The organism is Streptomyces sp. NPDC057963 (assembly GCF_042887155.1).
Taxonomy (GTDB): domain Bacteria; phylum Actinomycetota; class Actinomycetes; order Streptomycetales; family Streptomycetaceae; genus Streptomyces.
The window spans coordinates 714,411-740,326 of record NZ_JBHVPX010000002.1; the positions used below are offsets into that span (position 1 = coordinate 714,411).

Here is a 25,916-nt window from a genome sequence, read left to right on the forward strand (position 1 = left end):
ACCATGGGAGTTCTCGGCGAGGCCTGGGCCTGGCTCACCGACGGCGCCAACTGGACGGGGGAGGCGGGGGCGGCCCACCGGCTCGCCGAGCACCTCTACGTCAGCGGCGTCGCGCTCGCTCTGGCCTGCGCGGTAGCGCTGCCGGTCGCCCTGTACCTCGGGCACATCGGGAAGGGGGGTGCGCTGGCCGTCAACATCTCCAATGCGGGGCGGGCGGTCCCGGTCTTCGCGGTGCTCGCCCTCTTCATGGTCTCGCCGCTGCGCAACGCCGGATATGTGCCGACGATCACCGCGCTGGTGCTGTTCGCCGTGCCGCCGCTGCTCACCAACGCCTATGTCGGGATGACGGAGGTCGACCGGGCCGTGGCCGAGGCGGCGCGGGGCATGGGGATGTCCGGGGGCCAGCTCTTCGTACGGGTCGAGCTTCCGCTCGCCTACCCGATGATCATGACCGGGCTGCGCTCGGCCGCGGTCCAGGTGGTCGCCACGGCGACGATCGCCGCGATGGTCGGTCAGGGCGGCCTCGGCCGGATCATCACCGCCGGCTTCAACACGTACAACACTCCGCAGGTGGTCGCGGGGGCGTTGCTGGTCGCCGTACTCGCCCTGCTGGTGGAGGCGGTGCTGGTGGGCCTGGACCGGCTGCTGTCTCCGCTGCGCCGCCGCGGGACGGCATGACGGCCGCCACGACGGTCCGCCACGGCCGCACGGCCGCCCGTCGGGTGCACGTCCGCGCACGTCCCTCGCCCCCTCGGCCTCTCTCGGCCCCTCTCGACCCCTCGATCCCATTTCGAACAGCCCCTGTTGCTGTGGACGGAGACAACTCATGAGCAAGACCTCGCGCATAGCGGGCGCGGTCATCGGCATGGTCGCGCTGGCGGGCTCGCTCGCCGCCTGCGGCGGCGACAGCCTGGAGAAGGACAAGGGGGGCTCGGCGTCCTCCGGCGGCTCCGGGAAGAAGGGTTCGCTCGTCGTCGGCGCGGCGTCCTTCACCGAGTCCAAGGTGCTCGCGGAGCTGTACGCACAGGTCCTGGGCGACGCCGGATACAGCACCTCGGTCACCACGGTGGCCAACCGGGAACTGTACGAACCGTCCTTGGAGAAGGGCGAGATCGATGTCGTCCCCGAATATGCCGCGACGATCGCCGAATTCCTCAACGCCAAGGTGAACGGCGGGAAGCAGGCGGAGAAGAAGCCGGTTGCCTCCAGTGACGCCGCCGCCACGGTCGCCGCGCTGGAGAAGCTCGCCACGCCGCGCGGACTGAAGGTGCTCCCGGCCGGCGCGGCCGTCGACCAGAACGCCTTCGCGGTGTCCAAGGAATTCGCCGCCGAGAACAAGCTCAAGACGCTTTCGGATCTCGGCAGGTCGAAGGCCGGAGTGAAGATCGCGGCGGGTGACGAGTGCGAGGTGCGGCCGTTCTGTGCGCCGGGCCTGAAGAAGACGTACGGCATCAATGTCACCGGAATCGACCCCAAGGGAGTCGGTACGCCGCAGTCCAAGCAGGCCGTCAAGGACGGCAAGGACCAACTGGTCCTCACCACCACCACGGACGCGGTGCTGGACAGCTACGGCCTGGTGTTCCTGGAGGACGACAAGAAGCTCCAGAACGCGGACAACGTTCTGCCGGTCGTCAATGCCAAGGACGCGGGTTCCCAGGACATTGCCGACGCGCTCGGCAAGCTCACCAAGGCTCTCACCACCGAGGATCTGGCGGAACTGAACCGCAAGGTCGACGCCGAGCGCGCAAAGCCCGCCGATGCGGCCAAGGACTATCTGCAGTCGAAGGGCCTCATCAAGAAGTAGATATCGGGGGGATGGGGGACCGCCAGGTAACCGGCCGGGAACAGATTGGCGGGCGGCTCCCCAAGTGCCTCCTACACACGGTAAATTTCAGGCCATGCCACGTGGACGTCATCGCCATTCGCCACCTCTGCACAGAATCCTTCCGCCTTCGGCCGTCGCCGGAGTCTCGGTCCTCTGTGCCGGGGGCGCCTGGCTGCTCGCCGAGCCCCTGGTCCTGCGCGGTCTCGCGGCTGCCGCGGCGGCCGCCGCCGTGACCGGCGCGTATCTCATGCGCAGCTGGGACCGGGACGCGGGCCGTCGTATCGCGGAGCTGACGCGCGCCCGCGCCGGTGACGAATGGCGGGCCGAGGAGCGCACGGCCTCACTGGAGGCCGACCTGGAGGAGGCGCGGGAGCTGCGGGCCCGGCTGGAGACGAAGCTGCGCCGCAAGCGCGTGGAGCTCGCCAATCTGCGCGGGGAGCACGCCGCGCTGCTGCGGCGCTACGCCAACGCCGAGACCGAGCGGGCCAGCGCGCTGGAGGGCCGCAGGCAGCTCGCGCTCGAAGCCGCGACTCCGCGGGAACTGCCCGCCGCCCGCAGCACACCGACGCCGGCCGCCTATCTGCGTGCCGCCCAGGCGCTGGAGGACCTGTCGCGCAACGGGGCGCTCCAGGAGGCGCGCCGTACCGCCGAACAGGCCAGGAAGCGGGATCTCGCGGAGCGGGCCCGGGAGGCGGAGGAACGGCAGGGGAAGCACGCGGCGGCCGCGGACGCGGCCGGGGCGCAGCACCTGCGCCCGACGGCCGCCCTTCCGGCGTCCCGGCCGTCCGCGGCGCTGCCCGCGGCGCCCACCGTGCCGGCCGCCAGCCCGGTCGCTCCGTACGCGGCGTCCCGCCGCCATCCGGTGCCGCAGGGCAGCTTCGACTTCTTCGGTACGCAGAAGGCGCGCGCCGCGATCGAGTCCGTGCAGAACGAGGACCTCGCGGACGTGGTGGGCGAGGAGGCGCTGGCCGTGCACCGCACGGGCACGGCCGGGAACCGGGCCGTCGGCAAGGTCATCGACCTGACCGCGCACGACGAGACCGAGCAGCTGGACGTGGTGGAGCTGCGCAGCGCGATCTCGTAGCGGAGCGGGTGGCCGCTACTTGTCGATGTCGCCGACGACGAAGTGGCCGCTACTTGTCGATGTCGCCGACGACGAAGAAGAGCGATCCCAGGATCGCCACCATGTCGGCGACCAGCGTGCCGGGCAGCAGCTCGGTGAGCGCCTGGATGTTGTTGTACGACGCGGAGCGGAGCTTCAGTCGGTACGGGGTCTTCTCGCCCTTGGACACCAGGTAGTAGCCGTTGATGCCGAGCGGGTTCTCGGTCCAGGCGTAGGTGTGGCCCTCGGGCGCCTTCAGCACCTTGGGCAGCCGCTGGTTGATCGGACCGGGCGCCAGGCCGGCCATCCGGTCCAGGCAGGCGTCCGCCAGGTCCAGGGCGTTGTGCGTCTGCTCCAGCAGGCATTCGAAGCGGGCCAGGCAGTCGCCGTCGGTGCGGGTGACGACCTTGAGGGTGTCCTGGAGCTCTCCGTACGCGAGATACGGCTCGTCGCGCCGCAGATCGAAGTCCACCCCCGAGGCGCGGGCGATCGGTCCGGACACCCCGTACGCGTGCACGGTCTGCGCGGACAGCACGCCCACGCCGCGGGTACGGCCCCGGAAGATCTCGTTGCCGAGCACCAGGTCGTCGTACACGTCCATCCGGGACCGGACGGAGGCGACGGCGTCCCGGGCGCGGCCGAGCCAGCCCGCGGGGAGGTCCTCCTTGAGTCCGCCGACCCGGTTGAACATGTAGTGCATCCGGCCGCCCGAGACCTCCTCCATCACCGCCTGGAGCTCCTCGCGCTCCCGGAAGGCGTAGAACACCGGGGTGATCCCGCCGAGTTCGAGCGGGTACGAGCCGAGGAACATCAGATGGTTCAGGACCCGGTTCAGCTCGGCGAGCAGGGTGCGCGTCCAGACCGCGCGCTCCGGGACCTCCATGCCGAGCATGCGCTCCACGGCCATCACGACGCCCAGCTCGTTGGAGAACGCCGACAGCCAGTCGTGGCGGTTGGCGAGCATCACGATCTGCCGGTAGTCGCGGGCCTCGAACAGCTTCTCCGCGCCCCGGTGCATGTAGCCGATGACCGGTTCGGCGTGCTGGACGCGTTCGCCGTCGAGGACGATGCGCAGACGGAGCACGCCGTGGGTGGAGGGGTGCTGGGGGCCGATGTTGAGCACCATGTCGGTGCTCTCCGCCGCGCCGCCGATGCCGACTGTCGTCTCCGTCATACGGCCAGTATTCCCTGAGCGCCCGGGGCTCCGTCCCGGGCCCCGGACCCCGGGCGCCGGCGGGCCCGGGGTTTCAGGCCCTGCGGTGCATCAGCCAGCCGAAGTCGCCCAGGCCGCCCCGGGCCGTCAGTTCTGCCGCCTCGCCGGCCGCGGCGAGGGCCCGTACGTAGCCGGCCGGGTCGGTCGAGGCCAGGGACAGGGGCGGGCGCTCGCCGTCGACGCCGAGGGCGTGCAGGGCCTCGCGCTGGGTCAGCACCGTTCCGGCCCCGGCCGCGGCGGCGCACGCGTCCAGGGCCACGTGCGAGGTGAGGTCGCAGCTGCCGTCCGGCACCGGCCGCACCTCGCGTCCGGACCGGAAGCCGGTCAGCGTGCCGAAGAGGGGCCGCGCCTCCCGCGCATGGGCGTAGTCCACCGCCACCGCGAGCCCCCCGTCCAGCGTGGACACCGCTCGTGCCCAGGCATCGTCGCGCGGGCGGCCGATCTCCGCGCGGCTGCCCGGTCCGGCCGACGGCCACCACCGGCGCAGCCACTCGGCGTCGGCCCCGGCCACCGGCTCGCCCAGCCGTTCCGTACCGTCCGCCGCCCGCACGAGGACGTACCGGTCCACGCCGTCCGCGTCGGTCTCGGCGACCTCGGTCGGGACGTTGTCCAGCCACTCGTTGGCGAACAGCAGACCGCGCGTCCCCGGCGGCGGTTCGGCGCACCACTCGATCCGGGGATCCAGACCGTCCGGGCGGTCGGCGAGCTCCACGGCGCACGCCCGTACGGCGAGTCCGCCGGCGCCCACGGCCGGCAGCGCCGCCAGCACCCCCGTCAGCAGTTCGCCCCGCCCCGCCCCGAGGTCGACCAGGTCGACCGAGTCGGTGCCCAGCTCCCGCGCCGTTCCGGCCAGCAGCCGGGCGACGGCGGAGGCGAACAGCGGGGATGCGTGGACGGAGGTGCGGAAGTGGCCCGCCGGCCCTTCCGGGCTCCGGTAGAACCCCCCGTCTCCGTACAAAGCGGTCTCTGCCGCCTCCTGCCACCCATGCCACTCATCCGTCACGTTCCCAAGTCTCCACCTTGGGGAGTACGGTCCCCGGAGCTGGATCGGTCCTTCGGCTGACCCGGGCACCTCCCGCCTTTCCCTACGCTGGGTTACGTGCAGCGCCTCTACGACTTCATCCGCAGACACCCGACGGGCGTCGACAGTTTCTGGGCTGTCTTCCTCCTCGGGCTCTTCGGCCTGTCCATGGTGGCGAACGTGGACCGCGCCGGCGAACGGCTGGCCGCCGTGCCGATCGCGCTCGGCCTCTGCACCGCCGTCGCGCTGCGCCGACGCGCGCCGGAGAAGATGCTGCTGCTCACCGTCGTGATGGGGGTCGCGCAGCTGGTGTTCGGGGTCGTGCCCAGCGTCGCGGACTTCGCGATGCTGGTGATCGTTTTCACCGTGGCCGCCGTCGGGGAGCGCTGGGCGTCCCGGCTCGCACTGGTCTGCGCCCTGTGCGCGGCCGGGATCTCCCAGTTGCGCTGGCCGTCGAGCGTGCCGCAGAGCAGCGTGGCCGGGCAGATCTTCGTCGGTGTCGTGATGACCGTGCCGTTCGTGCTCGCCTGGGTGCTCGGCGACTCGATGCGGACCCGGCGCGCCTACTTCAGCCAGTTGGAGGAGCGCGCCGCCCGGCTGGAGCGGGAGCGCGAGGCGCAGTCGAAGGTCGCGGTGGCCGCCGAGCGCGCCCGTATCGCCCGCGAACTCCACGACGTCGTCGCGCACAACGTCTCGGTGATGGTGGTACAGGCCGACGGCGCGGCGTACGTCATGGACGCGGCCCCCGACCAGGCCCGGCAGGCCCTGGAGACCATCTCCGGCACCGGCAGGCAGGCCCTCGCCGAGATGCGGCGGCTGCTCGGGGTGCTGCGGACCGGCGATGCCCAGGAGAGCGGGGAGTACGTTCCGCAGCCCGACGTCGAGCAGATCGAGGACCTCGTCGAGCAGGTCAGGCAGACCGGGCTGGCCGTCGACTTCAAGGTCGAGGGCACACCCCGGCCGCTGCCCAGCGGGGTCGAGCTGACCGCCTACCGCATCGTGCAGGAGGCCCTGACCAACACCCGCAAGCACGGCGGCCCGGACGCCGGGGCCAGTGTGCGGCTGGTCTACTTCGACGACGGGCTCGGGCTGCTGGTCGAGGACGACGGGCGGGGCGCGGCGCACGAGCTGTACGAGGACGGTGGCGCCGACGGCGCGGGCCACGGAATGATCGGCATGCGTGAGCGGGTCGGCATGGTCGGCGGCACGCTGGACGCCGGGCCGCGGCCCGGCGGCGGGTTCCGGATCAGCGCGCTGCTGCCGCTCAAGCCGACCCACTAGAGACGTGTCGCAGGGACGCGGTGCGGTACAGAGACGCAGTACAGGCGTAGGAACAGACAGGAGACAGGACCCCTCATGGCGATCCGCGTGATGCTCGTCGACGACCAGGTGCTGCTGCGCACCGGCTTCCGGATGGTGCTCGCCGCCCAACCGGACATGGAGGTCGTCGCCGAGGCCGGCGACGGCGCGGAGGCGATCGGAATCCTGCGTGCCACCGCTGTCGACGTGGTGCTGATGGACGTCCGGATGCCGAGGCTGGACGGTGTCGAGGCGACCCGTCGCATCTGCGCGCAGCAGGGTGCGCCCAAGGTGCTCATCCTGACCACCTTCGACCTCGACGAGTACGCCTTCTCCGGGCTGAAGGCCGGGGCCAGCGGCTTCATGCTCAAGGACGTGCCGCCCGCGGAACTGCTCGCCGCCATCCGCTCCGTGCACAGCGGCGACGCCGTCGTCGCCCCGTCCACCACGCGCCGGCTGCTCGACCGCTTCTCGTCGCTGCTGCCGAGCGGCAACAGCGAACCGCAGCACAAGGGCATCGCCAAGCTCACCGAACGCGAACGCGAGGTGATGCTGCTGGTCGCGCAGGGCCTGTCGAACGGCGAGATCGCGGCACGTCTGGTGCTCTCCGAGGCGACCGTGAAGACGCATGTGGGCCGCATCCTCACCAAGCTGAGCCTGCGCGACCGGGTGCAGGTCGTCGTCCTCGCCTACGAGACGGGGCTGGTCAGGGCCGGTGGCGGCGGGGCGGGCTGACCCGTCGGACCGAGGTGCCCCGCAGGACGGCCGGCCCCGACCGCCCGGTCGTACGCGGGCGCGAGCGCGGGCACAGGCGCGGGCGTGGGCAGCGTGCCGCGGCACCGGGTGCGGTGTACGTGTTCCGGCATCAGGCACTTCGGCTGCGGCTGATCCGGCTGATCCGGCTGATCCGGCTGGGTCGGCTTGGTCGGTGGGCGGCCGGGGCGGCGGCGGCCGCGGCTCAGCGCAGGATGCCCTCCAGGAAGTCGCTGCCGAGCCGTGCCACCGCGGTCAGGTCCAGCTGGTGCTGCACGTACCGGCCGCGCCGCCGGGTGATGACCAGGCCCGCCTTCTTCAGCGCCGAGAGATGCCGGGAGACCTCGGGCGCCGTGATGCCGTACGTATCGGCGAGTTCGCCGGTCGTGTACGGCGACCGGGCGAGATGGCGGCACAGGCGCATCCGCATCGGGTGGGCCAGCGCCTCCATGCGCAGCTGGAGCAGTTCCACGGAGGCGGGGGAAGGCAGCTCGGGGCGGTGCACCGGGTAGTGGATCACCGGGCGCCAGCCGGGCGCGTGCAGCAGGTTCAGGTGCGGCCAGCCGAAGGCGGACGGGACGAGGGTGAGCCCGGGGCGGCCGACCGCCGGGACGGTGGCGTCGGCCCGGCCCTCGGTCAGCTTGTCGGCGCTGATCCGGGTCCCCGTCTCGTCGAGCGACAGCGCCGTGGACACCGCGCCCATCGCCTCGCCGAGCCCCTTGCGCCGCAGCAGATCGGTCTTGTGCCGGACGTCGGCGACCAGCTGGACCTGCACCCGGCGCCAGGTGTCGGCGAAGAACGCCCGGTCGCAGTCCTCGAACAGGCGGCGGATCCAGCGGCGTACGGGCGCGGGGTCGGCCAGCAGCTGCTGGGCGAATTCCGCCTGCTGGGGGCCGCGTGCCGCCGCCATCTCCAGGGCGCGGGCCCGCATCAGCGCGTCGCTGAGCGGGGAGGGCGCGCCGATCCCGTACAGGCTGGAGCAGGTGAACTCCAGGGCGGCGGCGACGAACCGCTCGTCGTCCAGCCGGTCGAGGATGTCCAGGTCCTCGGCGAGGTTCGCGCCCGTCCTGCCGTTGCCGCCACGGACCCCGGCGAACGGCATGAAGACGTCCGAGAACGTGTTGCGCCACAGGAACTCGGCCTCGTGCAGCCGGTCGGCGAGGTCGGGCTCCAGCGCGCTGGCGGTCGCCGTCGCCCAGCCGTGCAGTCCCGGATGGTGGCCGGGCTCGGAGAGGGCATGCAGGGCCAGCCCCAGCTCGGCGAGGGGGGAGGTCTCGAAGACGATGCTCTCGGGCGCGAGCCCGGCGATGTCGATGTGCACGCTCACCCCTCCATGGTGCGGGGTGCGCGCGGGGGCCGCGCCCCACTTGACGGTGCTCGTCAATCGGCGGGCCGCACGAGCGGGGACCGGCCCAAGCTGAGGCCATGAACGCCCTTCAGCAGCACATGCTCGACAGCTGGCGCGCAGCTCAGCGGGGGGAACGGCCGCCGCCACCGCCGGGCCGGCACGACCGGTCGGTGCTGCGGGCCGTCCGTGACCGCTTCCGGCGCCCCCGCCGCGGGAACGGATCCGTCCGGCCCGACGGACGTCAGTCCGACGACCGGACCTGAGCCACCACCCGGTCCATGAACTCCGCCACCGCCTGCCGGACGTCCTGCGCGGTCCACTCCAGCCCTTCCCGGCCCACCGTGACCTCGGTGAACGACACCCCGGGCGGCCCGGCGGCCGCGGGGTGCCAGTCCCTGAAGAGCGATACGCCCGTCTCCTCCGCCTGCCGCACCGCCGCCTCCGTCGGAACGTCCGCCGCGTACGGCAGCCACACCTGGAACTGGTGCGTGTGCGGCGGTTCCGGATGCACCCGGAACCACCCGGCGCCGGCCGCCCGGAAGCCTTCGGCCAGCGCCCCGGCCACCACCTTCGCGTGGGCCACGTACGAGGGCAGCGACGGCAGCTCCTGTTCCAGGCCGATCAGGGCGGCGAGTGCTGCCGGGAACTGCTGGAAGAGCTGGCCGCCGTACCGGTGGCGCCAGGTGCGGGCCTCCTCGATCAGGGACTCGGGACCGGCCAGTGCGGCCCCGGAGAGCCCGCCGAGGGTCTTGTAGAGCGAGACGTACACACTGTCCGCGAGCGCCGCGATCTCCGGCAGCCCCCGTCCGAAGTGGGGGGCGCATTCCCACAGCCGCGCGCCGTCGAGATGCACCACCGCATCGCGTTCCCGGGCGGCCGCCACCACGGCCTCCAGCTCCTCCCACGTCGGCAGGACGAAACCGGCGTCGCGCAACGGCAGCTCCAGCATCATCGTGCCGAACGGCTCGGCGAAGTCGCGGATCTCCTGGGCCGTGGGCAGCCGGGGCTCGGACGTCGGATGGACGGTACGCAGCCCGCTCACCGCCTCCAGCGCGCCGCGCTCGTGCATCTCGGGGTGGGCCAGCGGGTGGAGTGCCACGGTGGAATTGCCGGTCCGTCCGGCCCAGCACCGCAGCGCGACCTGCTGCGCCATCGTCCCGGTCGGGAAGAACGCGGCGGCCTCCATGCCCAGCAGGTCCGCGATCCGCCGCTCCAGCTCGGCGACGACGCCGTCGCCGTAGATGTCCGCGGGGCGGTCGAGGTCGGTGACCGCCCCGGCCCCTGCCGCCAGCGCGGCCAGCCGCTCACCGAGCGGGAGGTGCATGGGCGGCCTGGACAGGACCCGCTCGGCCGCCCGCCGGGCGTTCCACCTGCGCAGCCGCTGCGCGTCGTCCTGCGCCTGCGCGTTCTCCTGCGCGTTCTCCTGAGCATTCTCCTGCGACTGCGCATGCGACTTTTCCTGCGCGTCCTCCCCCGGGTGCCGTGCCTGCTGATCCGTGCCCGCCCTGTCTGTCATGGGACGATCATCACGCAGAGCGCAGCCGGGGCCCGCACGGTTTTCCGGCCCACCGGGACGCCGGGCCGTGCCCCGCGCGGACTTTTCCCACAGGCTGTGGACAGGCCGGGAGTCCGGACGAAACGCTGGCGTAGCATGCAGAGAAATCGTCCGGTACCCCCCGCGGACTGGAACGGAAGGCCATCGCCGCGTGAATGCAACAACCCCCAAGGAGCCCCTCGACGCGAGGGACCGCCCCGCCCGGCTCACCGTCGGCGTCGTGGGCGCGGGCCGCGTCGGCCCCGCTCTCGCCGCGTCCCTGCAGCTCGCCGGGCACCGGCCGGTCGCCGTGTCGGGTGTCTCCGACGCGTCGGTGCGCCGGGCGGCCGCCCTGCTCCCCGACGTACCGCTGGTGCCGCCCGCCGAAGTGTTCGCGCGGGCCGAGCTGGTGCTGCTGACCGTTCCGGACGACGCCCTGCCCGGCCTGGTGGAGGGCCTCGCCGAGACGGGTGCGGTGCGGCCGGGACAGCTGCTCGTCCACACGTCGGGGCGGTACGGGACGCGGGTGCTGGACCCGGCCATGCGGGCCGGCGCCCTGCCGCTCGCCCTGCACCCGGTGATGACGTTCACCGGCACCTCCGTCGACGTCCAGCGGCTGGCCGGCTGCTCCTTCGGCGTGACCGCTCCCGAGGAGCTGCGGCTCGCCGCCGAGGCGCTGGTCATCGAGATGGGCGGCGAGCCGGAATGGATCGCGGAGGAGTCCCGTCCGCTCTACCACGCGGCGCTCGCCCTCGGCGCGAACCACCTGGTCACCCTGGTCGCCCAGTCGATGGAGCTGCTGCGCACGGCCGGGGTCGCCGCCCCCGACCGGATGCTCGGCCCCCTTCTCGGAGCGGCACTCGACAACGCCCTGCGCTCGGGCGACGCCGCCCTGACCGGCCCCGTGGCCCGCGGTGACGCGGGCACGGTCGCCGCACACATAAGCGAGCTGCGTCGGCACGCACCGCAGGCCGTGGCCGGCTATCTCGCGATGGCCCGCGCCACCGCCGACCGGGCGCTCGCCCACGGCATGCTCAAGCCGGAGCTGGCCGAGGACCTGCTCGGCGTCCTGGCCGACAGCGCCGGCACCACGGGCGGCACCGGATCACAGGAGCCCCGATGACCGACCCGACCGGTGCGCCCGGCACACCGCACACCCCCGACACACCGCCCGCGCCCGGCGCCGCGTGCCCCGCCGCCCCGCCGCGCGCCCCCGGCGCCGCTCCTGCCGCCGCCCTGCTGCGTACGGCCGGCGAGCTCGCCGCGTTCGCCCCCCTCAAGGGACCGCGGGCCGTCGTCATGACCATGGGCGCCCTGCACGAGGGCCACGCCACCCTGATCCGTACCGCGCGGGCCGCCGCGGGCCCGGACGGCCAGGTCGTCGTGACCGTCTTCGTCAACCCGCTCCAGTTCGGCGAGGCCGCCGACCTGGAGCGCTACCCCCGCACCCTCGAAGCCGATCTCGCCGTGGCGGGCGCCGCCGGGGCGGACGCGGTCTTCGCGCCCTCCGTCGAGGAGGTCTACCCCGGTGGCGAACCGCAGGTCCGGATCTCGGCGGGCGCCATGGGCGAGCGGCTCGAAGGGGCGTCCCGCCCCGGGCACTTCGACGGGATGCTCACCGTCGTCGCCAAGCTCCTGCACCTCACCCGCCCCGACGCCGCGTTCTACGGGCAGAAGGACGCCCAGCAGCTGGCGCTGATCCGCCGCATGGTGCGCGATCTGAACTTCCCCGTCGAGATCGTCGGCGCGGAGACGGTCCGCGAACCGGACGGCCTCGCGCTCTCCAGCCGCAACCGCTTCCTGGACGCCGGGGAGCGGCGCACCGCCCTCGCCCTGTCCCGGGCCCTGTTCGCGGCGCGCGACAGGCTCGCCGCCCAGCAGGCGCTGCACGCCCGCGCGCAGGCCACCGCGGCGACCACCGGCCGGGCCGCCGCGCTCACCGCGCTCGGCGAGACCCGCGCAGCCGCCGACACCCAGGCGGTGGCCCTGGCCCGCCCCGTCGACGGGCCCGCGGCGGTGCGCGCCGCCGCCCGGCTGATCCTCGACGACGCGGCCCGCGAACAGCCGCCGCTCGCCCTGGACTACCTGGCGCTCGTGGACCCGGCCGACTTCACCGAGATCCCCGACGACCGCACCACCGGTGACGCGATCCTCGCCGTCGCCGCGAAGGTCGGCAGGACCCGCCTCATCGACAACATCCCGCTGACCTTCGGAGCCACCACGTGACCGGAATACGCCTGACCGCCCCCGCCCCCGGCTGGTCCATCGACGCCGACGTCGTGGTCGTCGGATCCGGCGTGGCCGGTCTCACCACCGCGCTGCGCTGCGCCGCCGCGGGTCTCGCCACCGTCGTCGTCACCAAGGCCCGCCTCGACGACGGCTCCACCCGCTGGGCGCAGGGCGGCATCGCCGCGGCCCTCGGCGAGGGCGACACCCCCGAGCAGCACCTGGACGACACCCTGGTCGCGGGCGTGGGCCTGTGCGACGAGGCAGCGGTACGGACCCTGGTCACCGAGGGCCCCGACGCCGTACGCCGGCTGATCGGGACCGGCGCCCACTTCGACACCACCGACAGCGGCGACATCGCGCTGACCCGCGAGGGCGGCCACCACCGCCGCCGCATCGCCCACGCGGGCGGGGACGCGACGGGCGCCGAGATCTCCCGCGCCCTGGTCGAGGCGGTCCGCGAGGCCGCCCTGCACACCGTCGAGAACGCCCTCGTCCTCGACCTCCTCACCGACGGGGAGGGCCGCACCACGGGCGTCACCCTGCACGTCATGGGCGAGGGCCAGCACGACGGCGTCGGCGCGGTCCGGGCCCCTGCGGTGGTCCTCGCGACCGGCGGCATGGGCCAGGTCTTCTCCGCCACCACCAACCCGGCGGTCTCCACCGGCGACGGCGTGGCCCTGGCCCTGCGGGCCGGTGCGGAGGTCTCCGACCTCGAATTCGTCCAGTTCCACCCGACGGTCCTCTTCCTCGGCGCCGACTCCGAGGGCCAGCAGCCCCTCGTGTCGGAAGCGGTACGGGGCGAGGGCGCCCATCTCGTCGACGCGTCGGGCACGCGCTTCATGGTGGGCCGGCACGAACTGGCGGAACTGGCCCCGCGCGACATCGTCGCCAAGGCCATCACCCGCCAGATGCAGCTGCACGGCGCCGAGCACATGTATCTCGACGCCCGCCACTTCGGCGCCGAGATGTGGGAGCAGCGCTTCCCCACGATCCTGGCGGCCTGCCGCGCGCACGGCATCGACCCGGTCACCGAGCCGATCCCGGTCGCCCCCGCCGCGCACTACGCCTCCGGCGGCATCCGCACCGACCTGCGCGGGCGCACGACCGTGCCCGGCCTGTACGCCTGCGGCGAGGTCGCCTGCACCGGCGTGCACGGTGCGAACCGGCTGGCGTCCAACTCCCTCCTGGAGGGCCTCGTCTTCGCCGAGCGCATCGCGGCGGACATCGTCGAGGACCGGCCCCGCGCGGACGCCGCGACGGACGGCCCGCTTCCCGCCCCCTCGCCGCTGCTCGCCCCCGAGGCCCGCGGCGCGATCCAGCGGATCATGACCAGGGGCGCCGGAGTCCTCCGCTCCGCCGAGAGCCTGGCCGCCGCCGCCGACGAGCTGGAGGCCCTGCACAACCGCGCCGCCGAGGCCGCCGGGGCGGCCGAGCCCAAGGTCGCGGTGCCCGGCGTCGAGGCGTGGGAGGCCACCAACCTGCTGCTCGTCTCGCGCGTCCTGGTCGCCGCCGCCCGCCGGCGCGAGGAGACCCGCGGCTGCCACTGGCGCGAGGACCGGCCCGAGCGCGACGACGAGAACTGGCGCCGCCACCTCGTCGTCCGGCTCACCCCGGAGCGCCAACCGGTCCTCCGTCGGACGGAGACCGAGGCATTCGGCCCCGTACGCCCGGCCCAGGCACCAGACTGCGCAGCAACAACACCCCCGATCCACCCCGCCGACGTCACCGAGGAGCCGTAACCGTGAGCACGCCCGAAGAGAATCCGCGCCCCACACCCGTGGACGTACCGCTGATCCAGATCGGCGCGCCCGCACCGTCCGAGGGCGGCTGCGGGGACGGCTGCGGCTGCGGCGCGGACGAGTTCTACGAGCTCGACCCCCTGGAGTGCGGCCTCGACCCCGACCTTGCCCAGCTGCTGGCCGACGCGGGCCTGGACCCGGTCCAGGTCGAGGACGTCGCCCACGTCGCCATCGAGGAGGACCTCGACGGCGGTGTCGACGTCACGACCGTCGCGACTGTCGCCGAGGACGCCGTGGCCACCGGCGACTTCACCGCCCGCGAGGCGGGCGTCGTGGCCGGTCTGCGCGTCGCCGAGGCCGTCCTGTCCATCGTCTGCACCGACGAGTTCGCGGTCGAGCGCCATGTCGAGGACGGCGACCGCGTCGCCCCCGGCCAGAAGCTGCTGACCGTCACCACCCGCACCCGCGACCTGCTCACCGGCGAGCGCAGCGCGCTCAACCTGCTCTGCCGGCTCTCCGGCATCGCGACCGCCACCCGCGCCTGGGCCGATGTCCTCGAAGGCACGAAGGCCAAGGTCCGCGACACCCGCAAGACCACCCCCGGCCTGCGCGCCATGGAGAAGTACGCGGTGCGCTGCGGCGGCGGCGTCAACCACCGCATGTCGCTGTCGGACGCGGCCCTGGTCAAGGACAACCACGTGGTCGCGGCCGGCGGCGTGGCCGAGGCCTTCAAGCGGGTGCGCGACGAGTTCCCGGACGTATCGATCGAGGTCGAGGTCGACACCCTGCAGCAGGTCCGCGAGGTCATCGACGCGGGCGCCGATCTGATCCTGCTGGACAACTTCACCCCGCTGCAGACCGCCGAGGCGGTCGCCCTGGTCGGCGGCCGCGCGGTCCTGGAGTCCTCCGGCCGGCTCTCCCTGGACACCGCACGCGCCTACGCGGAGGCGGGCGTCGACTACCTGGCCGTCGGCGCGCTCACCCACTCCTCGCCGATCCTCGACATCGGCCTGGACTTCCGCGACACCGACGGGGCCGGCGCCTGATGCTGCTCACCATCGACGTCGGCAACACCCACACCGTCCTCGGCCTGTTCGACGGCGAGGAGATCGTCGAGCACTGGCGGATCTCCACCGACCCCCGCCGCACCGCCGACGAGCTCGCCGTGCTGCTCCAGGGCCTGATGGGCATGCACCCGCTGCTGGGCATGGAGCTGGGCGACGGCATCGAGGGCATCGCGATCTGCTCCACGGTCCCGGCCGTCCTGCACGAGCTGCGCGAGGTGACCCGCCGCTACTACGGCGACGTCCCCGCGGTCCTCGTCGAGCCGGGCATCAAGACCGGGGTGCCGATCCTGATGGACAACCCGAAGGAGGTCGGCACGGACCGCATCATCAACGCGGCCGCCGCCGTCGACCTGTACGGCGGTCCGGCGATCGTCGTCGACTTCGGTACGGCCACCACCTTCGACGCGGTCTCCGCCCGGGGCGAGTACACCGGTGGTGTCATCGCCCCGGGCATCGAGATCTCGGTCGAGGCGCTCGGCGTCAAGGGCGCCCAGCTCCGCAAGATCGAGCTGGCCCGGCCGCGCAGCGTGATCGGCAAGAACACGGTCGAGGCGATGCAGTCGGGCATCATCTACGGCTTCGCCGGCCAGGTCGACGGTGTCGTCGCGCGGATGAAGAAGGAGCTGGCGGCCGACCCCGACGACGTCACCGTCATCGCGACGGGCGGCCTTGCGCCGATGGTGTTGGGCGAGTCCTCCGTGATCGACGAGCACGAACCCTGGCTCACCCTCATCGGCCTTCGCCTGGTGTACGAGCGGAACATCTCCCGGATGTAGCGGACAGGGGGCGTACCTGCGGAAACGGCGCGGCGGCGGACCGACGGCCGCCGCCGCGCCGAGACGACCCGTTAAGCGGATTTTGTCCATTTAGCACGTATGGTCGCGTCATGCCCACGCCTTACGGATCACGCGGCGGTATGGCGTTCAGCGCGGACGAGCTGCGTGTGCTCCGACGCGCCCTCGCCATCGCCCTTCACCCCACGCCCCTGCCCGACGAGGACGTCCAGGACTGCTTGCGACTGGCGGGTACCGTGGACGAGGCGGTCGGCGAGGCGGGACGGCTGCGCACGTTCCTCCTCGCCGACCTCGTCCGCTACCGCAACGCCCTGCCCGGCTCCGTCAGCGGCTACCTGGAGTTGCTCCAGGACGCCCTGGCGGGCGGATACGACCCCCGTCCCGACGACCTCGCCGCGCTGCGCGCCCTGCGCCACAGGCCGGTGGCCGCGGCCCTCCTGGAGCGCTGCCAGGTGCTCGCGGAGCGGTCGGTGCGGGCCCGCCTCGCCGGACGTGCCGTGCCGGCGGCGGCCCCCGCGCCCCGCAGCAGGCTTCTGGCCCTGCCCGGCGGCCGGTCGGCCGACGAGGCCGAACCCGAACGGCCGAAGACGCCGGCGGCCCCGCCCCGGCCGACCCCGCCGCCCGGACGCCCGGCGCCCAAGCCCTCCGAGGTCTTCCCGCCCCGCCGCCGCCCGGCCCCACCGCCGCAGCAGCGCGCCGCGGGATAGCCCGCCGCAACGTGGAGGGGGTGCGTGGAAGTCCGTACCGGCCTCGCTACTCTGGACGCCATGGACTACGTATCCGCGCTCGTGCCCCCCGTGGTGATGGCCGCCTTCTTCATCGGCCTCGTCGTGACGATCGTCAAGAGCCAGGGCGGTCCCAACAAGGCCAAGGAGGACGCGGCCGTGGACACGGCGTTCGGCCGCGCCGAGTCGGTCCAGCAGACCCCGCGGACCGGCGGCGTCTGACCCTCCGCATCCCGCAGCACGCAAAGGGCGCACGACCCCCCCGGGAGTCGTGCGCCCTTTCGCTGCGTAAATAACCGAGCATTCCCGGCATCTGGCACTAAAGTGACATTGTGCCCCGCCAATTGGGAGATCTGGAAGACGCCGTGATGACACGGGTCTGGCAATGGAACCGTCCGGTCACCGTGCGCGAAGTCCTTGAGGACCTCCAGCGGGAACGCTCCATCGCCTACACCACCGTCATGACGGTAATGGACAATCTCCATCAGAAGGGCTGGGTCCGCAGGGAAGTCGACGGCCGCGCATATCGATATACGGCGGTCTCCACCCGCGCCGCCTACTCGGCCGCACTGATGAACGAGGCATGGTCGCGCAGTGACAACCCCGCCGCGGCTCTTGTCGCGTTCTTCGGCATGATGTCCCCCGAGCAGCGCGAGGCCCTCCGGGACGCCATGCGGATCGTCCGGCCCGATCTGCCCGGAGCCGCCGGGCCCCCGGCGCGGGAAGCGGTCGGTGAAGGCGCGGACGGGCCGGGTGATGAAGGCACGGACGGGCCGGCCGGTGAACAGGCCGGAGATCCGGTCGATGGAGCGGGCCCGGAGACCGGGCGATAGCGTCTGGGTATGTCCTCAGAGCTTCCGCATACCGATTTCCGTACCGAACCGTCGGTTATAAACGTGGCCATCACTGTCCGCCGTGCCAGGACCAGCGATGTGCCCTCGGTCCGCCGTCTCCTCGACGGGTACGTACGTGAAGGCATCCTGCTCGACAAAGCGACGGTGACGCTTTACGAGGACATCCAGGAGTTCTGGATCGCGGAACGCGACGAGGACGGCCGGGTCGTCGGCTGCGGCGCACTGCATGTGATGTGGGAAGACCTGGCCGAAGTGCGCACTCTCGCGGTCGACCACAGCATCAGGGGGGCCGGAGTCGGACATCAAGTACTGGACAAGTTGTTGCAGACCGCCCGCTGGCTGGGCGTACGGCGGGTTTTCTGTCTCACCTTCGAAGTCGACTTCTTCGCGAAGCACGGCTTCGTGGAGATCGGAGAGACGCCGGTCGACGGAGATGTCTACAGCGAGCTGCTGCGTTCCTATGACGAGGGTGTAGCGGAGTTCCTGGGTCTCGAACGGGTGAAGCCGAACACCTTGGGCAACAGTCGGATGCTTCTGCACCTGTGACCGACACAAGAAGCCGTAGCTCTATGTCCGAATCGCGCATGTTTCCCGTCTTCTCGCGATCCTGAACCTCTCCCGAGGGTTTGTGTTTTTCGAAGAAAAGCGGTTTCCTTTCCGCGTACTGCATTTTCGATGAAAGGAAATCCGGTGGCACAGAAGGTTCAGGTCCTTCTTGTCGATGACCTCGACGGTGGCGAGGCGGACGAGACCGTCACGTTCGCTCTGGATGGCAAGACGTACGAGATCGACCTCACCACGAGCAACGCCGACAAGCTCCGTGGTCTTCTTGAGCCGTACACCAAGGGTGGCCGGCGTACGGGTGGCCGTGCAGCGGCCGGCCGTGGCAAGGGCCGCGCCGTTGCCGGTGGCAACAAGGACACCGCGGAGATCCGTAAGTGGGCGCGCGAGAACGGCCACAATGTGAATGACCGCGGCCGTGTTCCCGCGGAGATCCGCGAGGCTTACGAGAAGGCCAACGGCTGAGCTGTCGACCCATCGGTCGACCGCCCCGTCCGGGCGCGCATCAACCGGACCCGGTGGCATTCCGTCGCCACCGCGTCCACGAGCCGTACAAGATCGGGAGCACCCCCACCCCTGCTCCCGAGGCCGACGAGGGCCGGGAGTTCCGGCTCTCCCTCGTGCCGCGGCCCGGGGGGTCGCAGCCATACGGCGGCCCCCGACCGGCTCGGCACCCCGCCGGGCGGCACCGGCGCGGTGATCCGGCCGTCCGTACCGACGGCGGTCAGTGAGAGGGCGACCCCGCCCCACTCCAGCCAGTCGAGCAGTCCGGGCAGTTCGTCGGCGCTTCCCGCCGCCACCAGCAGGCTCATCCGCGCGCCCGCCAGCGCCACCGGCCCGCTGCGACCCACCCGCCGCAGCGCCGCACGACCGGCCGCCGCGGGCACCTCCAGGACGTCGAACCGCAGCCCGGTCAGCAACCGCACCGGTGCGGTGCCCTCCGTGGCCCAGCCGAGCTCGCGCTCGTACCACCGCGCCCACCGCGCACATTCGTCGCGGTCCTTCCGGTCGTCGGCGAACGACGGCGGGGTGGGCGGGACGGTGAGGGCCATGCCGGGAGAACGGCCGAGCCGCCCCAGGGGTTACGTAGAGTCCGCGACCGGGTGCGCAGTGTGTCAGGGATGGGGGCGTAGAGGCGCATTCGGGAGCGCAGATATGTTCGCCCGTAGCGGAGGGAACCGGCGTGCGCCGCATGGACTGTCTGTAATTGCGGGTAAGACATCCCTAGTGGGGAGGGGCGACACGCAGGGCCGGGCATCTCACGTTCGCCATCGGCGTACTGGCGAAAGGCGTATCTGCCTGGCCTGCGGGAACATCGTCTCGCACCATCGGGTTGGAGCAGATGTCGGCGTTCGGGGCAGGAGGCCAAGGACGGTGTCGGCAGTTGGAATGAGCGGTCCCCGCTTGCGGGACTAAGCTGCGGAAGGACAGGGAGGGGACCGACCCCTTACTGCCTGACCGCTCTGAGGAGCGATTAACGATGTTCGAGAGGTTCACCGACCGCGCGCGGCGGGTTGTCGTCCTGGCTCAGGAAGAAGCCCGGATGCTCAACCACAACTACATCGGCACCGAGCACATCCTCCTGGGCCTTATCCACGAGGGTGAGGGTGTCGCCGCTAAGGCCCTGGAGAGCCTCGGGATTTCGCTCGAGGCGGTCCGCCAGCAGGTTGAGGAGATCATCGGTCAGGGCCAGCAGGCTCCGTCCGGGCACATCCCCTTCACACCCCGGGCCAAGAAGGTCCTGGAGCTGTCGCTCCGCGAGGCCCTCCAGCTCGGCCACAACTACATCGGCACCGAGCACATCCTGCTCGGCCTGATCCGCGAGGGCGAGGGTGTCGCCGCCCAGGTCCTCGTGAAGCTGGGTGCCGACCTGAACCGGGTGCGGCAGCAGGTCATCCAGCTGCTCTCCGGGTACTCGGGCGGCAAGGAGGCGGCGACCGCGGGCGGCCCCGCGGAAGGCACGCCCTCCACATCCCTGGTGCTCGACCAGTTCGGCCGGAATCTCACCCAGGCCGCTCGCGAATCCAAGCTCGACCCGGTCATCGGGCGCGAGAAGGAGATCGAGCGGGTCATGCAGGTGCTGTCCCGCCGTACCAAGAACAACCCGGTTCTCATCGGCGAGCCCGGCGTCGGCAAGACGGCGGTCGTCGAGGGCCTGGCGCAGGCCATCGTCAAGGGCGAGGTGCCCGAGACCCTCAAGGACAAGCACCTCTACACCCTCGACCTCGGCGCGCTGGTCGCCGGCTCCCGCTACCGCGGTGACTTCGAGGAGCGCCTGAAGAAGGTCCTCAAGGAGATCCGCACCCGCGGCGACATCATCCTGTTCATCGACGAGCTCCACACCCTGGTGGGTGCGGGCGCCGCCGAGGGCGCGATCGACGCCGCCAGCATCCTCAAGCCGATGCTGGCCCGCGGCGAGCTGCAGACCATCGGTGCGACGACGCTCGACGAGTACCGCAAGCACCTGGAGAAGGACGCCGCGCTGGAGCGCCGCTTCCAGCCCATCCAGGTCGCGGAGCCGTCGCTGCCGCACACCATCGAGATCCTCAAGGGTCTGCGCGACCGCTACGAGGCCCACCACCGCGTCTCCATCACGGACGAGGCGCTGGTCCAGGCCGCGACGCTGGCGGACCGGTACATCTCGGACCGCTTCCTGCCGGACAAGGCGATCGACCTGATCGACGAGGCCGGTTCCCGGATGCGCATCCGCCGGATGACCGCGCCGCCGGACCTCCGCGAGTTCGACGAGAAGATCGCGGGCGTCCGCCGCGACAAGGAGTCTGCGATCGACTCGCAGGACTTCGAGAAGGCCGCGTCCCTGCGCGACAAGGAGAAGCAGCTCCTCGCCGCGAAGACCAAGCGCGAGAAGGAGTGGAAGGCCGGCGACATGGACGTCGTGGCCGAGGTCGACGGCGAGCTGATCGCCGAGGTCCTGGCCACCGCGACCGGCATCCCGGTCTTCAAGCTGACGGAGGAGGAGTCCTCCCGGCTGCTGCGCATGGAGGACGAGCTCCACAAGCGCGTCATCGGCCAGAAGGACGCCATCAAGGCCCTCTCGCAGGCGATCCGCCGTACGCGAGCCGGTCTGAAGGACCCGAAGCGCCCCGGTGGTTCGTTCATCTTCGCCGGCCCGTCCGGTGTCGGTAAGACGGAGCTGTCCAAGACGCTCGCCGAATTCCTCTTCGGCGACGAGGACGCGCTGATCGCGCTCGACATGTCGGAGTTCAGCGAGAAGCACACGGTTTCCCGCCTCTTCGGTTCTCCCCCCGGTTACGTGGGTTACGAAGAGGGCGGCCAGCTCACCGAGAAGGTGCGCCGCAAGCCGTTCTCCGTCGTTCTCTTCGACGAGGTCGAGAAGGCCCACCCCGATATCTTCAATTCCCTGCTCCAGATTCTGGAAGACGGTCGTCTGACCGACTCCCAGGGCCGGGTCGTGGACTTCAAGAACACGGTCATCATCATGACGACCAACCTCGGGACCCGGGACATCTCCAAGGGCTTCAACCTGGGCTTCGCCGCCCAGGGCGACGTCAAGACCGGCTACGAGCGGATGAAGAACAAGGTCAACGAAGAGCTCAAGCAGCACTTCCGCCCCGAGTTCCTCAACCGTGTCGACGACACGGTCGTCTTCCACCAGCTCACCGAGGAAGACATCATCCAGATCGTCGACCTCATGCTCGCCAAGGTGGACGAGCGTCTGAAGGACCGCGACATGGGCATCGAGCTGAGCTCGGAAGCCAAGTCGCTCCTGGCGAAGAAGGGCTACGACCCCGTGATGGGCGCCCGGCCGCTGCGCCGGACGATCCAGCGCGAGATCGAGGACATCCTCTCCGAGAAGATCCTCTTCGGTGAGCTGCGCCCCGGTCACATCGTCGTCGTCGGCACCGAGGGCGAGGGTGAGGAGAAGGCGTTCACCTTCCGCGGCGAGGAGAAGTCGGCTCTGCCCGACGTCCCCCCGATCGAGCAGGCGGCGGGCGGCGCGGGACCGAACATGTCGAAGGACGTGTGAGGACGCGTCCGAGGGCCGAGAGGTCCTAGCGTCTGAGCATCCGCAGGGGCTGCCCCGGAACCGTGGAAACGGTCCGGGGCAGCCCCTTTTTGCGGGGTCTGCCGGGTCTGCTGGGTCTGCCGGGTCCGGCGAGTTCGCCGGGTCCGTTGGGTCCGTCGGGTCTGCCGGTCCGCCGGGCCGCTGTGCTGTCGTCAGCGGCGTACGTCGAGGCCTTCGCCGCCGACGACCTGATGGCTGCCGGTGATGGCTACGCGGAGGCCGGGCAGGACTTCGAGCGGGGTCAGATCGATGTGCCCCCCGTACGTGGGAGGGGTGAACAGGAACGACTTCAGCGAGGGGAAGACCTGGGGGACCCACTCGAACCCGCCGACCGGTTCCGTGTCGCAGCGGAGCACCAGTTCCCTGACGGACGGGACGGCCGCCTCGCTGTCGAATTCCGTCAGGGACACCACGCGCACGGTGACGTCGGTGACCCTCGGGGTCCGCCGCAGGGTCGCGAGCAGGGGCCGCACCGGTGTGAGGGATTCCAGCCGGAGGCTGTCCAGGAGTGGCCAGCCGTCGAGCGAGTCGATCTCTAGCGGGACCGCGCCGCGGATGCTCAGCGAGCGTACCCGGGGCAGCGGGGGCAGCCGGGGCAGCTGCTCGGCCGTCACGTTCCTGAGGTCCAGGTAGCTCAGCCGGCCCGAAGCGGAAGCCAGCACGGAGAGCGCGGCGTCCGGCAGATGGCTCATGTCCAGCTGGAGCGACCTGAGCGCACGGAGCCCGGCGAGCGGGCCGAGGTCCCGTACGGCCGGACAGTTGTGGAGGAAGAGGTCCATGAGCCGTTCCCCGCAGCCCGTCAGGAACGACAGGTCCGTCACACAGGGGTTCTCCCCGATGGCGAGATCGGTCCACTGCCTGCCGCGCAGCGCCGCCTGGAGTTCGGACGAGGTGAACCCGCCGGTGATCCGCAGATTACGGGCCTCCGGCAGATGGCGCAGGGCGGCCAGCTGCTCCCTGGAGGTGATCTTCAGGAGGTGGTACTCCAGGTCGAAGGTGGCGAGGACCTGTTCGGCGTACGCGGCCACCGGGTATCTGTGCCAGTTCTCCCGGAAGGCATAGCTGAGGTGCTGATGGGCCAGGGCCCATCGGCGCGCGTACGGCACGGCCTTCGCGCCGCCGATCTCGTTGATCAGTTCCGCGACCGTGCGGGCGTCCTCCGGGGTGACGGCGGCGGACGCCGGGTCGGGGAGGTGGTTCAGGGCGGCCGGCCCCAGGCGGGAGAGCAGCCGTACGTCCCGGTCGGACCTCGGCGGGAACAGCCCGTCCACGGCGGTGCGGACCCTGGCGCGTGTCGTCTCGTCCAGCCAGGTCGCGTGCTGGGCGCAGAGCGCGGCCAGCACCGTGATCTCCTCCCGGTAGACGGTGTCGGTCGGTCCCGGCTCCACGTCCAGCAACCCGTTGACCAGAGCGGGGTGTTCGCGGCGGCCGCAGTGGCCGGCCGCCAGCAGGATGACGTCGTGCCACTGCTGCGCGCCCGCCCGGCCGAGCAGTTCGTTCAACTGGTCGCCCTCGACGAACTCCTTGGCGGCGAGGAAGTCCTGGAAGGTGCGGTGGGCGAACTGGTAGACGCCGTCGGCGCGTTCCTGGAGGACCCCGCTGCGGTTGAGGAGATGCGTCAGGACGTCCTCGGCCGAACCCTGCTGCCGTACCTGCTCCATGCCCGGCAGGGCCCGTTCCAGCTGGCGCAGCGCCTGGGGGCGCTGGAGCTCCGACTGGCCGCCCCGCACCAGCCAGATCGCGATGCGCTGGAGGAGCTGGGCCTGCTCCTCCACGTTCATCGTGATGCCTTCGGGGGCCTCGATCCTGCGCTGTCTGTCGCGGTCGCCCAGGAGCATGGTGAGCGCCGAGTCGTACAGGCTCCAGCGGGTCTCCGGCAGGATGCCCTGGCGGCGTCGGTGCAGGGCGCAGATCACCGCGCAGAGCAGCGGGGTACGGGCCAGATTGCGCAGCGCGGTGTTCTGGGCGAACTGCTGGGTCAGATCCCGTTCGAGGCGGTCGAGGGTCTCGTGGTCGTCGTCGTCCAGCCGGGCGGCCCGGTGCCAGGCGGCGACGAAGGCCTCGATGTCCTCGTTCCGCATGGGCAGCAGCCGCAGCTCCTCGAAGCCCTGCGACATCAGCCAGTCCGGTTCGACGGCGAGCGGGCGCACCGTCGCCAGGCAGCGGATGTCCGGGTACCGGTCGAGGAGACGGGACAGCCAGTCGTGCGCCTGCTCGCGGTCGTCCTGCGGGACCTCGTCCAGTCCGTCGACCAGCAGCAGTGCCCGGCCGGACTCCAGGACCCGGCCGACCCAGCCCTCCGGGGCCTCGTCGATCACCAGCCGGGCCGCCGCGGGCAGCTGCGCGGGGGCGGGGAAGGTGCCGCCCTGGGCGCGCAGTGTGCGCAGCGGGACGACGAACGGCACCAGGCCGTTGAGCGCGGCCAGCCGCGGGCCCAGCGTGCGCGCCGAGGCGTGTGCGGCCAGCCACCACAGCAGCGTGGTCTTCCCGGCGCCCGCGTCGCCCCGCAGCAGTACCCGGGGGCGGTCGGAGAGCAGCGCGTCGATTCGCTGGGGCGACCGGAGGGTCTGCGGAGCCGGGCCGGTGGGGTTCTGCTGGGCCTCCAGGCTCAGATACGCGGTGTCCAGATCCCACTCGGAATCGCGCCGGCCCAGCTCGTCCAGCCCGAAGATCTTCGTACGCCGGTACGCGGCACCGACCGCGGTCGCGTACTCCTCCTCGTACCGCACGTCTCTGGGGAAGTGGCCGTGGACCCGCTCGTGGCGCAGCGCCGTGCCGGACTGCCGGTAGACGAGCTCGAAGGGCGGCGCGGCGAGGAGCGGGGCGAGCGGTACGCACTCCACGCGCCGGCCGCCGCGCTGCCGGGGGATCTGCCGGGCGATGCCGAGCAGGACGTTCCCGGCGAAGACAGGGCCGCCGGACATGCCCCGCAGGGCCGGGGGCTCGTGGTCCGTCCGGGCGGCGGGCGGGCCGTCCAGCTCGCAGACGAGCAGACCGCGCAGGTGGCCGGCCATGGGCAGGGCGGTGGCCGTGTACTGGTCGGCCTCCAGACGCTGCTCGGGGCCGTACCGCTGGATGTCGGGGAAGCCGATGATCTCGCAGCCGGGGAGTGCCTGGTCGCTGTGGAGGACGCCGAGCCGTACGGGGGTGACCGGGAGCACCGGGACCGCGGTCAGCAGGAGCGCGGCGTCGAGGTCGTGGTCGATCCAGGCGACCGTGGCCGGTGTGCGGTCCGGAAGGCGGGGGTGGGCGACGGCGGCCCGGCTGCCGCCCTTCACCACGTGGGCGCAGGTCAGCACGAGCCGGTCGGTGAGCAGGGCTCCGCTGCCCTGAGCGGCTCCGGCCCCGGCCCCGGTGCCGAGGACCACGACTGTGCGTGCCGCGGGCGGCACGGCGGTCGTGGGCGGTGCGGTGCTCACGGCCGCGTCGTCCCGCGGCCGAAGTGCGCTGTGCTGCCCTCGTCCTCGTGGCCGATCCGCCAGGGCTCGCCGGTCGTGGCGTCGCGCGGTTTCAGGGTGAAGGCGACCTTGTGCGTGCGGCCGGTCGCGCGGGAGGCGTCGGCGCCCGCTTCGACCACCCAGGCCTTCACCCTGGTGCCGCCCTTGACCTCCTTGCGGAGTTCGAGGGTGAACTCCATCTGGATGTCGCCGACCTCGAAGGCCACGGGGCGGCCGGTCGCGCGGCCTGCGGCGTCGATGAGCTGGTTGCGGATCGACTCGACGGCGTCGGCGAGTTCGATGCCGTCCATGTCGCTGGTGCCTGCGGTGTCACTGGCCATGGCCTGTCCCCCCGGGAGCTGAGCTG

The 25,916-nt window shown here is 71.9% G+C and carries 23 protein-coding genes; 16 read left to right on the forward strand and 7 right to left on the reverse strand.

Going from position 1 to position 25,916, the window contains the following annotated elements; genetic code table 11:
- The first annotated feature begins 3 nt into the window (after positions 1 to 3).
- The 3 genes from ACFVT1_RS07005 to ACFVT1_RS07015 all read left to right on the forward strand — a co-directional run bounded on the left by ACFVT1_RS07005 (position 4) and on the right by ACFVT1_RS07015 (position 2,909).
- Positions 4 to 678, forward strand: a complete 675-nt coding sequence (locus ACFVT1_RS07005) for an ABC transporter permease (protein ID WP_389793245.1) — start codon at positions 4 to 6, stop codon at positions 676 to 678.
- Between the two features lie 148 nt (positions 679 to 826).
- On the forward strand, positions 827 to 1,804 hold the full coding sequence (locus tag ACFVT1_RS07010) for an ABC transporter substrate-binding protein (RefSeq protein WP_389793247.1): 978 nt from the start codon (positions 827 to 829) through the stop codon (positions 1,802 to 1,804).
- A 94-nt stretch (positions 1,805 to 1,898) separates the two neighbouring features.
- Positions 1,899 to 2,909: a hypothetical protein gene (locus ACFVT1_RS07015; RefSeq protein ID WP_389793249.1), complete on the forward strand. Its 1,011-nt coding sequence runs from the start codon at positions 1,899 to 1,901 to the stop codon at positions 2,907 to 2,909.
- A gap of 49 nt (positions 2,910 to 2,958) precedes the next feature.
- Here the strand turns inward: ACFVT1_RS07015 and ACFVT1_RS07020 are convergent, their stop codons facing one another.
- On the reverse strand, positions 2,959 to 4,101 hold the full coding sequence (locus ACFVT1_RS07020) for an NADH-quinone oxidoreductase subunit D (protein ID WP_389793251.1): 1,143 nt from the start codon (positions 4,099 to 4,101) through the stop codon (positions 2,959 to 2,961).
- A 73-nt stretch (positions 4,102 to 4,174) separates the two neighbouring features.
- Complete coding sequence (locus tag ACFVT1_RS07025; RefSeq protein ID WP_389793253.1) at positions 4,175 to 5,143, reverse strand: SAM-dependent methyltransferase; 969 nt, start codon at positions 5,141 to 5,143, stop codon at positions 4,175 to 4,177.
- A gap of 96 nt (positions 5,144 to 5,239) precedes the next feature.
- Here ACFVT1_RS07025 and ACFVT1_RS07030 point away from each other — a divergent pair, with 96 nt between their 5' ends.
- Complete coding sequence (locus ACFVT1_RS07030) at positions 5,240 to 6,442, forward strand: sensor histidine kinase (RefSeq protein WP_389793255.1); 1,203 nt, start codon at positions 5,240 to 5,242, stop codon at positions 6,440 to 6,442.
- A gap of 75 nt (positions 6,443 to 6,517) precedes the next feature.
- A complete protein-coding gene (locus tag ACFVT1_RS07035; RefSeq protein WP_389793257.1) occupies positions 6,518 to 7,195 on the forward strand; it encodes a response regulator in 678 nt (225 codons plus the stop codon).
- A 223-nt stretch (positions 7,196 to 7,418) separates the two neighbouring features.
- Here ACFVT1_RS07035 and ACFVT1_RS07040 read toward each other — a convergent pair whose 3' ends face one another.
- A complete protein-coding gene (locus tag ACFVT1_RS07040) occupies positions 7,419 to 8,534 on the reverse strand; it encodes a DUF5937 family protein (protein ID WP_389793371.1) in 1,116 nt (371 codons plus the stop codon).
- 268 nt (positions 8,535 to 8,802) lie between these two features.
- Positions 8,803 to 10,077: a threonine aldolase family protein gene (locus ACFVT1_RS07045; RefSeq protein ID WP_389793260.1), complete on the reverse strand. Its 1,275-nt coding sequence runs from the start codon at positions 10,075 to 10,077 to the stop codon at positions 8,803 to 8,805.
- Positions 10,078 to 10,267: 190 nt separating this feature from the next.
- Between ACFVT1_RS07045 and ACFVT1_RS07050 the strand changes: the two genes are divergently transcribed.
- From ACFVT1_RS07050 to ACFVT1_RS07095, 10 genes are all read left to right on the forward strand, one after another.
- Positions 10,268 to 11,218, forward strand: coding sequence for a Rossmann-like and DUF2520 domain-containing protein (locus ACFVT1_RS07050; RefSeq protein ID WP_389793262.1), 951 nt, complete (start codon positions 10,268 to 10,270; stop codon positions 11,216 to 11,218).
- Positions 11,215 to 12,321, forward strand: coding sequence for a pantoate--beta-alanine ligase (panC, locus tag ACFVT1_RS07055; RefSeq protein WP_389793264.1), 1,107 nt, complete (start codon positions 11,215 to 11,217; stop codon positions 12,319 to 12,321). Before ACFVT1_RS07050 ends, panC begins: the two co-directional genes overlap by 4 nt.
- A complete protein-coding gene (locus ACFVT1_RS07060) occupies positions 12,318 to 14,063 on the forward strand; it encodes an L-aspartate oxidase (protein ID WP_389793266.1) in 1,746 nt (581 codons plus the stop codon). Before panC ends, ACFVT1_RS07060 begins: the two co-directional genes overlap by 4 nt.
- A gap of 2 nt (positions 14,064 to 14,065) precedes the next feature.
- Positions 14,066 to 15,109, forward strand: coding sequence for a carboxylating nicotinate-nucleotide diphosphorylase (gene nadC, locus ACFVT1_RS07065; RefSeq protein WP_389793268.1), 1,044 nt, complete (start codon positions 14,066 to 14,068; stop codon positions 15,107 to 15,109).
- Positions 15,109 to 15,906, forward strand: coding sequence for a type III pantothenate kinase (locus tag ACFVT1_RS07070; RefSeq protein ID WP_389793270.1), 798 nt, complete (start codon positions 15,109 to 15,111; stop codon positions 15,904 to 15,906). Before nadC ends, ACFVT1_RS07070 begins: the two co-directional genes overlap by 1 nt.
- 140 nt (positions 15,907 to 16,046) lie before the next feature.
- Positions 16,047 to 16,631: a hypothetical protein gene (locus ACFVT1_RS07075; RefSeq protein ID WP_389793372.1), complete on the forward strand. Its 585-nt coding sequence runs from the start codon at positions 16,047 to 16,049 to the stop codon at positions 16,629 to 16,631.
- Between the two features lie 60 nt (positions 16,632 to 16,691).
- Positions 16,692 to 16,871: a hypothetical protein gene (locus ACFVT1_RS07080; protein ID WP_389793272.1), complete on the forward strand. Its 180-nt coding sequence runs from the start codon at positions 16,692 to 16,694 to the stop codon at positions 16,869 to 16,871.
- 110 nt (positions 16,872 to 16,981) lie between these two features.
- Positions 16,982 to 17,482, forward strand: a complete 501-nt coding sequence (locus tag ACFVT1_RS07085) for a BlaI/MecI/CopY family transcriptional regulator (RefSeq protein WP_389793274.1) — start codon at positions 16,982 to 16,984, stop codon at positions 17,480 to 17,482.
- A gap of 9 nt (positions 17,483 to 17,491) precedes the next feature.
- Positions 17,492 to 18,049, forward strand: a complete 558-nt coding sequence (locus ACFVT1_RS07090; RefSeq protein WP_389793276.1) for an amino-acid N-acetyltransferase — start codon at positions 17,492 to 17,494, stop codon at positions 18,047 to 18,049.
- A 144-nt stretch (positions 18,050 to 18,193) separates the two neighbouring features.
- Positions 18,194 to 18,529, forward strand: a complete 336-nt coding sequence (locus ACFVT1_RS07095; RefSeq protein ID WP_362193591.1) for an Lsr2 family protein — start codon at positions 18,194 to 18,196, stop codon at positions 18,527 to 18,529.
- On the opposite strand, the gene ACFVT1_RS07100 is transcribed toward ACFVT1_RS07095, so the two are convergent.
- A complete protein-coding gene (locus ACFVT1_RS07100) occupies positions 18,508 to 19,116 on the reverse strand; it encodes an SCO3374 family protein (RefSeq protein WP_389793278.1) in 609 nt (202 codons plus the stop codon). The genes ACFVT1_RS07095 and ACFVT1_RS07100 overlap by 22 nt on opposite strands.
- Before the next feature lie 428 nt (positions 19,117 to 19,544).
- On the opposite strand from ACFVT1_RS07100, the gene ACFVT1_RS07105 reads away from it, so the two are divergent.
- Positions 19,545 to 22,073 (forward strand): ATP-dependent Clp protease ATP-binding subunit, encoded by a 2,529-nt coding sequence (locus ACFVT1_RS07105; RefSeq protein ID WP_351787469.1) that lies wholly within the window; start codon positions 19,545 to 19,547, stop codon positions 22,071 to 22,073.
- A gap of 191 nt (positions 22,074 to 22,264) precedes the next feature.
- On the opposite strand, the gene ACFVT1_RS07110 is transcribed toward ACFVT1_RS07105, so the two are convergent.
- Together ACFVT1_RS07110 and ACFVT1_RS07115 are read right to left on the reverse strand one after the other, a co-directional pair.
- Complete coding sequence (locus ACFVT1_RS07110) at positions 22,265 to 25,531, reverse strand: NACHT domain-containing protein (RefSeq protein ID WP_389793280.1); 3,267 nt, start codon at positions 25,529 to 25,531, stop codon at positions 22,265 to 22,267.
- Positions 25,528 to 25,890: a trypco2 family protein gene (locus ACFVT1_RS07115; RefSeq protein ID WP_389793282.1), complete on the reverse strand. Its 363-nt coding sequence runs from the start codon at positions 25,888 to 25,890 to the stop codon at positions 25,528 to 25,530. The genes ACFVT1_RS07110 and ACFVT1_RS07115 overlap by 4 nt, the downstream gene beginning before the upstream one ends.
- Positions 25,891 to 25,916: the final 26 nt, after the last annotated feature.